The 8,007-nt window shown below is 49.3% G+C and carries 10 protein-coding genes; 1 reads left to right on the top strand and 9 read right to left on the bottom strand.

Annotation, left to right across the window (positions count from 1 at the left end):
- Positions 1-17 precede the first annotated feature (17 nt).
- From E3J62_00380 to E3J62_00345, 8 genes are all read right to left on the bottom strand, one after another.
- The gene (locus tag E3J62_00380; GenBank protein ID TET47797.1) at positions 18-341 is read right to left on the bottom strand and encodes an HNH endonuclease; all 324 of its coding nucleotides are present in this window, start codon (positions 339-341) and stop codon (positions 18-20) included.
- A gap of 1 nt (position 342) precedes the next feature.
- Positions 343-978 (bottom strand): hypothetical protein, encoded by a 636-nt coding sequence (locus E3J62_00375; protein TET47796.1) that lies wholly within the window; start codon positions 976-978, stop codon positions 343-345.
- Positions 979-1,083: 105 nt separating this feature from the next.
- Positions 1,084-1,860 carry a hypothetical protein gene (locus tag E3J62_00370; protein ID TET47795.1) on the bottom strand — a complete coding sequence of 259 codons (777 nt, stop codon included), beginning with the start codon at positions 1,858-1,860 and terminating at the stop codon, positions 1,084-1,086.
- Positions 1,857-2,384 (bottom strand): ion transporter, encoded by a 528-nt coding sequence (locus E3J62_00365; protein ID TET47794.1) that lies wholly within the window; start codon positions 2,382-2,384, stop codon positions 1,857-1,859. Before E3J62_00365 ends, E3J62_00370 begins: the two co-directional genes overlap by 4 nt.
- Positions 2,385-2,438: 54 nt before the next feature.
- Positions 2,439-2,708: a hypothetical protein gene (locus E3J62_00360; GenBank protein ID TET47793.1), complete on the bottom strand. Its 270-nt coding sequence runs from the start codon at positions 2,706-2,708 to the stop codon at positions 2,439-2,441.
- The gene (locus tag E3J62_00355; GenBank protein TET47792.1) at positions 2,705-3,760 is read right to left on the bottom strand and encodes a hypothetical protein; all 1,056 of its coding nucleotides are present in this window, start codon (positions 3,758-3,760) and stop codon (positions 2,705-2,707) included. The genes E3J62_00360 and E3J62_00355 overlap by 4 nt, the downstream gene beginning before the upstream one ends.
- Before the next feature lie 624 nt (positions 3,761-4,384).
- Positions 4,385-5,023, bottom strand: a complete 639-nt coding sequence (locus E3J62_00350) for a class I SAM-dependent methyltransferase (GenBank protein TET47791.1) — start codon at positions 5,021-5,023, stop codon at positions 4,385-4,387.
- A gap of 63 nt (positions 5,024-5,086) precedes the next feature.
- Complete coding sequence (locus E3J62_00345) at positions 5,087-6,214, bottom strand: hypothetical protein (GenBank protein TET47790.1); 1,128 nt, start codon at positions 6,212-6,214, stop codon at positions 5,087-5,089.
- 198 nt (positions 6,215-6,412) lie between these two features.
- On the opposite strand from E3J62_00345, the gene E3J62_00340 reads away from it, so the two are divergent.
- Complete coding sequence (locus tag E3J62_00340; GenBank protein TET47789.1) at positions 6,413-7,096, top strand: DUF2293 domain-containing protein; 684 nt, start codon at positions 6,413-6,415, stop codon at positions 7,094-7,096.
- Positions 7,097-7,292: 196 nt separating this feature from the next.
- On the opposite strand, the gene E3J62_00335 is transcribed toward E3J62_00340, so the two are convergent.
- Positions 7,293-7,991 (bottom strand): tetratricopeptide repeat protein, encoded by a 699-nt coding sequence (locus tag E3J62_00335; protein TET47788.1) that lies wholly within the window; start codon positions 7,989-7,991, stop codon positions 7,293-7,295.
- Between the last annotated feature and the right edge of the window lie 16 nt (positions 7,992-8,007).

The following is an 8,007-nucleotide window of genomic DNA, read 5'->3' as shown; positions in this document are numbered from 1 at the left end:
ATGCAGCTGATTCGCCATCAAATGGTCTGGCTATGACAGTCCCAGCAGAGAACCTCGCAATTTGACAGACTGTCGTCGCCCCCGCTTTCGACGCTGGTTCTATGATGGGTTTCCCATGCTCCCCAGCCACTTTCCCGACCGCGATTGTCCCACGAAAGCGTCTTGCTGCATCTTCCGGAGTGTCCGTGAGTCGTCCGTGTGCACTCACACTTGCCACCAGCTCTATCCCATGCCTCCCGTACAGTCTCGTCAGAAAACGCCATGTTACACCTCCTCTCCTTTTTTTTCAAATGTGTGTCCGCGAAATCCAACTGTCCGGGACGGCGCCTGACTTTTGACATCTTATCTCTCTCTGTCTTCTATCTTCTTTTCCGCAGTCGTCCTCTTCTTTGGTTTTCGTTTCTTGCCCGACTCCCCATCATATCCCATCCATGCCAAAAACTGCCCTGCAACACCGACAACTGTGGCCACAGCGACCAGGACCACAAGCAGAATCCAGACCATAGAGACCCACTTCGATACCTTCGTTTTGGCCATGAGTGAGACAAAGGGAAGTGAGAGTAGCGACAAACAAATGGCGGCAGCGCCCCAACTAACCCAAACCCTTATATATTTCTGGACTACCAGAATTCGTGAAAGCTCTCGGTCTACATGCTGTAGCATTCCTTCGTATTTTGCCTTTGCATAACTGAGAGCCACATTGCGGTGCAGAAAGTCGACAGCCGTGCGTATTTGAGCAAGTGTCCATAGACCCCTTTCAGTAGTGCTGATGAGCAAGCCTTTCTCTTCTGCCATCAGTCCCGGGTAACCGTATTCAGCCCATCTGACGAGCTGCTCTCCTACGGCAGCAACTGCAGCGCTGCTACGGCGTAAAACATAGAACGCCACCATCGCCGACAAGGCAATGAGGGCTGCCAACGCCTGCGCAATCGTACTAAATGTCCAAAACAGAACCTGTTCATTCAGAAATGACACCATGTAAACCTCATTCAGGCCTCCAGTTGGCAGATTGCACAAAACCCGCTCGACGAGCTACGCTCCGATAGTGGGCATCGGAGAGAGCTTCCTCGCTCGCAGGCACAACTACGCTCCTGGTACAATGCCATATAGTGGAAGGATCGGGCCAAACCGTAATACTCTTGGCATCACGGCCGATAACCATCCCAGGAAATCAAAAAGCACCGCGTCGGAATGGAACGCCACCCAGCCTCCCCCCCGTTTCCCCTCAGAATTCAGAGAGTAAAGAGAGCCTTTTCCGTCCCCCAAGTTGATGGCCCACCCTCTGTCAATGACGAATACGGCGTCCAATATTTTGTTGACGTCATTGGGATGAAAGCCTTTCGACTTTGCGAACTTCGCGATTTTCGCCAAGACCGTATCAAGTTTCAACTGGCTTTCAAATGCTATCAAGAAATATGGAGGATACTTATAGAACCGATTAACATCTGATTTATTTGTCGATGCGATCGTATTCGTCCCCGGCTTGCTCTCAAGTCTCTTGAAACACAATGAACTATCAATTGCTCTGTCCAGTCCGTCACTCGTCAGGGTCACTTTCGCCTCACCAGCACCACAGACTCCCTCAACAAGGAAAAGACCTGGTAGGTCCTGGGTAAAAGTACGCGGGTGGTCCTCACTAACGATTACGATATCAGTTTGTCCTGACCTCTGCTCACCGGTGTCAATCACCTCGCCCTGCCCAACCTCCAACCGCCTTGGCAGGTATTTACGAAGAAATGCCCTGAACACCTCTTCAGCGATATCTCCTTTGTCAGTTGTTTGTGCATACGTGGCGCGGAGCTCGGTCAATGCTCCCTGCAACTGAGCTTCAACAGCCGCGATTTTGTCTTTGAGAATCACAAGCCCTCCTGCTGCTTGATCGGCGATATCCTTTCCTTAATGCTCCTCGGCAAATCCCCAGATTCATGGCCGACTGTGATTGCCTTTTTGATTCTGCCGAGCTTGGTGAGTTGTCTGGATTTCGTTGCTGCTTTGGCGAGCTTTGTAGTCTTCAGGGATCTACCAGCTTTCACAGCCTTGACGACCTTGAAAGCTCTTCTCGTCTTCGCGACCTTAGCGATTCTCAGGAATCTCGCGAGCCTGAAAATCCTGAATATCCGAAACACCCTTAAATATGGTATCACCATGAGAATGTCAAGCCAATGTTGCTTTATGAACCTACGCCAGTTCTCCGAAGTCTTGTAGATAACACCGAGGTCCGCTACGAACACTCCAAGAAGTGCTATGTTTACATAGCCACACACCTGCGTGGCTCTCCCCTTGACAAGGAAGCCTGCCACAAAAACCCCAAGCCACACCAGTGTCGCTACGTCAACAACCCTGTTCCATTTCTGCCTTCGAAAGGTGAGCTTGTCGCAAATCATGAGGTATCTCTGCGAGATGCGGCGCGGACCTGCTGCAGCGGCGTTACGAAAACTTCACTGGAGATTCTCGTTGATCCATTTCCACGCCTTTTTCGGCAGCCAACCGTGGTAGTCCCTCTTCACCTCAATCACTAACATGAAATCATTTTGGTCCATGTGGGGACTGAGGTTTTTGAACCACTGTTCCGGAGAAAGCTTTGTTCTTATCAACCAGCACGATCCCAGATAATGCCACCAAGCCCACGCTTTCTCCAGTTCCTTATAAAGTCCTGCGTAGTTCCTGTGGGGAGCCTTCAAATCATAGCACACCAACAACACCTTCATCTTTTCTTCTTCCTCTTCTTTGGACGTGAAACCTTGATTTCTTTCTCAAGATCTTCTTTCGATATTTCGACACCCTTTTCCACTCGGGAAACAGTCTGTGTGTGGAGTGCCTGCGCTTGCTCGCGCAAGACCTTCTTAGTAGCGCGCGTCCCTGCCAGTTTGGCAAAAATGGGGGCATAGAGCAGATCCTCCAGTGGAGGACTTAGATTGTACTTACGGTATATGTCTATTATCATGCTTTTGTATTCTGAAGAACTTATGAGATCCTTGTATTGCTTCAACGAAGTTACCTCACTAGATAGCACATATTGGACTAGTTGATAAGCAGCATCGATTGAAATCCGCTTTCTGTACATCTTCCGCACTAAGTTCACGACATTATCAGGAGTGAGCATATCTTTTTCAGCGAGCTTCTTCTTGGGTCTCTCCCTGGCTTCTCTTTTGACTTCCTCCCTTATCCTTCGCTTTAAGCTCAGTGCTAATTCATCAACAACTTCCAGTTGCTTGCCGAGTGTTAGCATATCTTCTCGTATCAAAGCAGGAGGCTTGGAGGGTGACCTATAGAAATCTCGACGTGACAAAACTGCCCAAAGGTCAGCAGCCAACGTTCTGATTTGAATCTCGCAGGTGTCCCTTATTACTTCGTTTTTGTAGGAAACCCGGACAGCAACTTCGAGGTGATGCCCCCTGTACCCGTGCTCGTCGGGCCCGTCTTCATACTTCCGCGTCACTTTGCATTCCTCGATATCAGGGTGCTTCTTGATCAGATCTTCAGCTTCGTGTATTTCATCGAGAGTGCAACATGTGATTCTCGCACCAGCGATATCTCTCACTTCTCTCTCGACACTCCCAATACTGAATTTCTTTTTGTGTCTTATCTTTCGCTCAATGTCCACCACTTTCTTGAGTCTTGCCTCGGGGTCCCTCTGCAGAATGTCACGGTTATCTCGACAAATTACACCCAATATGTCTCTAACCTTGTCAAGTGTGCGTTGCTTTTTCTCTATCAGGCTTTCTATCTCGATCCGATCCTGGTTAGTTAATCTTGCCACATGCGACTCCTACAATGCAGGCGCAGCCTTTTCACAGGGATCCTCTGGGGACGGTGCCTGACATTCTGACATTTCGCCTATCTTTCTCTAGTGTACCAGTTTGGGAGCTTCCTTGCCTTATGCAAAGAGCGCCCAAGCCCTTCTGTCGTATTCTTATAACATATTCACATATGTATTTCAACCCCTTTTGGGGCGAAAATCCTCCACCTGACACCTGTCGATTTTCTATTTTCGTGTTTATCTGCATCAGGGGCAGGCACGAAGATTTGCAAATTTGAGGTCGAATTTACGGGACCCTGTCAAAAGCAGATTGTTCGTCGTCATTCGCAAAGGGAATGACTCCTCGAGAATGACAGGCAGGTTTAGCGGGGAGTTCCTGGCTGAGTACCGGGGGCAGGCATGCACTTTTGCAGCGGGGGACCCAAATCCTCAGCAGCTCCCACTACCTCCTTTTTCACTTTTTCGCAAAAGCGAAATGGACGTCTGGGGTCGGCTGCTGGCGCAGCTCGTGAATCCTCTTGCTTTCTAGGCCTTTCTAGCAAGGCTGCCCAGCATACTCTCTTTTTCGGTTTTTCGCAAAAGTGGAATATGTTGCGGGACACGGAAAAGGCAGATCTTGGGAGATTAACGTCTTCTGAGCTTTCTTGCCTTTATGATGAATCCGATAGGGCTCTCTGGATCACGTGTGTCTCTGAATTCTTCAGACCAGAAGAGGTCCACAGATTCCTCTACCCCGAAACCAGTGTGCCCGAGTAGTCTGCTATACTGGTCTTTTGAGAAAGGGAAGTATTTCGCAGCTACCAAATCCTTCCCCCGCTCTACGGCCGTATCTTCTGTCTGCAGATCTGATGAGATAATGAAAAGCCCGTTAGGCTTTAACACCGAACGAACCACAGCAATCGCAGCCGCCTTGTACTCGATATAGTTGAATGTCAGAACAGAAAGAACGATATCAAATGGTTCGCTCCACTCGAACCTGACTATGTCTGCCTGAAACGCCAGCACAGACTTCTTCCTCGCTTCTTCGGCCATCTTTTCCGATAGATCAATCCCAAGCGTCTCCGCACCCAGGTCCTGTAGTCTTTCAAGAAAACGCCCTGTCCCGCAGCCTATATCAAGGATATATTTCTCAGCGACGTTGCCCAGCATATTCATGAGATCCGGACCATCCCATTGCTCGTAGTATCCGGTCTGCGTATCGTCGTAGGTGGAGGCTAACAGGTCAAACTTTTCTGAGGCGGGAATGATCTTTACTTCTCTCATGATCCTTCTAGATAGAACAGCAACCGACAGAATGCTTGCGCATGTCTCTACAGAAGAGCCATATCATGTATCCAGATTGCCGCCAGCTAACATCTCAAACATGCTTGCCTGGGCATCTTCCAATGCCTTCAGCTTCCTAACCTTCCTCACTCTGAAGCCGAGCTTGTTGGCTATAGGTCTCAGGAGCCTGAGGGTCTCCTCGTTCTTGACCAATATCTCTTCAGGCAGAGACTTCCTGCTTGCTGCGAATTCCAGAAATCGCTTCGGGAATTCCGAAATAAACTTTGCCGGGTCCACTAAATAACTGTTCAGAACCAGGCCTGATTCGCGATCTGCGCACAAGGATACATAAGGAAAGCAAGGTCTTTGATCGTCTCTTTCTGCTACAGGCTGAGGAAAATAGAAGAAATCGGCTTCCCAAACCCCTTGTGATCGAATGGACATTGCTTTGATTTCTTCCAGTTTTTCCTCATCAATAGGTTTCACAATGATCCGGGGTTTTTTTAGGGGCTGAGGGGTTAACCATTCGTCTTTCCATGACAAACCGCTCCTGCTCTTTATTGGAACCCGCACCAGGTAGCTATTCTTGTCCGGGGGAATGAGTATCTTAGGATCGTCTCTAAAACGAACGGACACACCGACTACCTGGGCTAGACACAAGGTCAGATACCTCCCCTCTTCAGCTGTCAGATACCACGGAAAATAACCTGGTCGATAGCTCCTGAACAACGGCCAGGCATTGTGACCCCTGAATTTCAGGCCAAGTTCCTTGACTACACTGATATCCGCTTTTTCCAAGAGGCTTCTATCTTCAAATGATGCCATCAAGCATTTCTGAAGATAAAGGAAATCATGAGAGGACGGAGAGATCTCTCCCGATTGGGCTTTCAGATATCCTTCTAAACCCTCTCTACCCAAATAGACGGCCAACCCGAAATGTACACCTGCCTTCCCCATTACACAGCAATAACCGATCTTCTCCGTCACAGGGTCTTTGACCCCAAACAAGTCAGTATCCCACATTGAGCTCCACGGCTCTGCCTGTTTGAATCTCCATGCAGCATCGTATAACTCCTTCCACTCTGGAATAGTTGGATGTTTCTCTTCCATATTTGCAGCTCCCGCGCCAGCTTTTTTCGGTACCCTCTGCCTGGACCCAACCAACCTTAATCTTATACCATGTGCAGCCATTAATCTCAACATTATTCACTGTCGGTTCAGGTCTGTAGACAGGCTTAGGCGCTTTCACTGTGGTTCTTGAAATAAGGCCCTTCATGACTGGAATGACCTGATTGAATCACAGGAGAGATTGATTCCGCTTGAAAACAGACGCTACTTTGCTAATCTCCTCTAGAGACGATCCAGTAGTAGAAAAAGCGAGAAGGTTCCATGCGTTATAGTACTGATGACATAATAGTATTCATCGTTAAGCGCGATTCCGAGTGTTCTGAGTGTAGTGAGGAACTCTTGAGCGGTAGTTTTCTCAGAGTGGAAAACGACAAGCCACTGTGTCTTTCATGTGCAGATTTGGATCACCTCGAATACCTGCCTTCTGGGGATGCCTGCCTCACCCGGCGTTCGACAAAGTACACAAAGATCCGGGCTGTCGTTATCAAGTGGAGCCGCGACCGCAAGAGGTACGAACGGAAAGGAATTCTGGCAGAGCCTGAAGCCATCCAAAGAGCCATGGAAGATTGCGCGGCCGACGCCGATACGCGGGAAGCACGCCGCCAGCGGGAGGCGATAAAACGAGTGGCCCTAGACAGAAAATATGTTGAGGAATTTGCCAACCAAATTCGGAAGTTGTTTCCAGGATCTCCTCCCTCTGTAGAAGACAAAATCGCAGAACATGCTTGCGAGAAATACAGTGGACGAGTTGGACGCTCACAGTTTGCAAAAGACCTCGATGCTGAGGCTATTGTCCTTGCAGTTCAAGCGCACATAAGGCATCAGTACACCGAGTATGATGAACTCCTCATGAAAGGTTATGAACGGCTGGTGGCACGAGGTGCTGTCCGCGACAAGGTGGATGAAGTTCTTGAACGGTGGACAAGACCCGGCGGCAAGTCCTGAGAGCGGTGACCGCGCACCACGAACCCTCCGTCGATGCTCCCTTTGGGTTCCCTCCCCTCGACTCGGCTCGGGAGACCCTGAAACGACCGCTCGTAAAACGAGCCGGGCGGGCAGGCCCCGTGTATCTCGCTTCACGAGAAACGGGGGGCCGTGAAACGCCCCAGGCAGGATCTCCGTCGATCTTCGATTTTCGTGTTTACTGGTTAATGGACTGGATTTGGATGGAGTTAAGGAAGGTGTTTTTCAAATCTTCGTCCCCGATTTTGGAGGCGAGGTCATCGACGATCTTTCTTGCCTTTTTGAACTCCGCAAAGGCTTTCTTCTTGTCGCCTTTCTTTTCGTAAGTCTTGCCAAGGGAGGCATGTATCTGCCAAAGCACAGGCAGCGCGCCAATCTTCTTGGCAATCTTCCCGGCCTCTTTCAGCTCCCTTTCTGCTTCGTTCAAGCTGACAGCTTCATTTAAGATTATTTCGCCTTTCAATTTTTTCGCTACAGCAAGGTATTTCTTCAGCCCTTCTTTTTCTGCCATTCTCAACAATCGCTCACAAAACTCATCCGCTTTTGTAGAATCCCCTCTTGATAGCCAGACCTCGCTCAGAGCGCCCAAGACTCCGGGTTCAGGCTCTCTTATCCCCAATTCTTCAACGATCTCCAGGGCATCATTCAGATATCGGAGTGCCATCTTATCGTCCCCTGCCAGATGGCAATCACTCCCAATCCTCGCAAAAACAGCTGTCTTTTCAGCCTTCATCCCCATTTCCTCCATCAGGCCGAGAGACTGTTCGTGATATTCCGTGGCTTTTTCAATGTCGTAGAGCTGCTGGTAGAAGGTGCCCATTTCCATGAGACCTGACGCCATCCCCTTTTTGTTGCCGATCTTTTCCCAAATCTCCAAAGACTCCCTGTAGCAC

The organism is candidate division TA06 bacterium (genome assembly GCA_004376575.1).
Classification (GTDB): Bacteria; Hydrothermota; DG-26; order E44-bin18; family E44-bin18; genus E44-bin18.
Note: the sequence above shows the minus strand (reverse complement) of the source record. Positions and strands in the feature narration are given on the sequence as shown.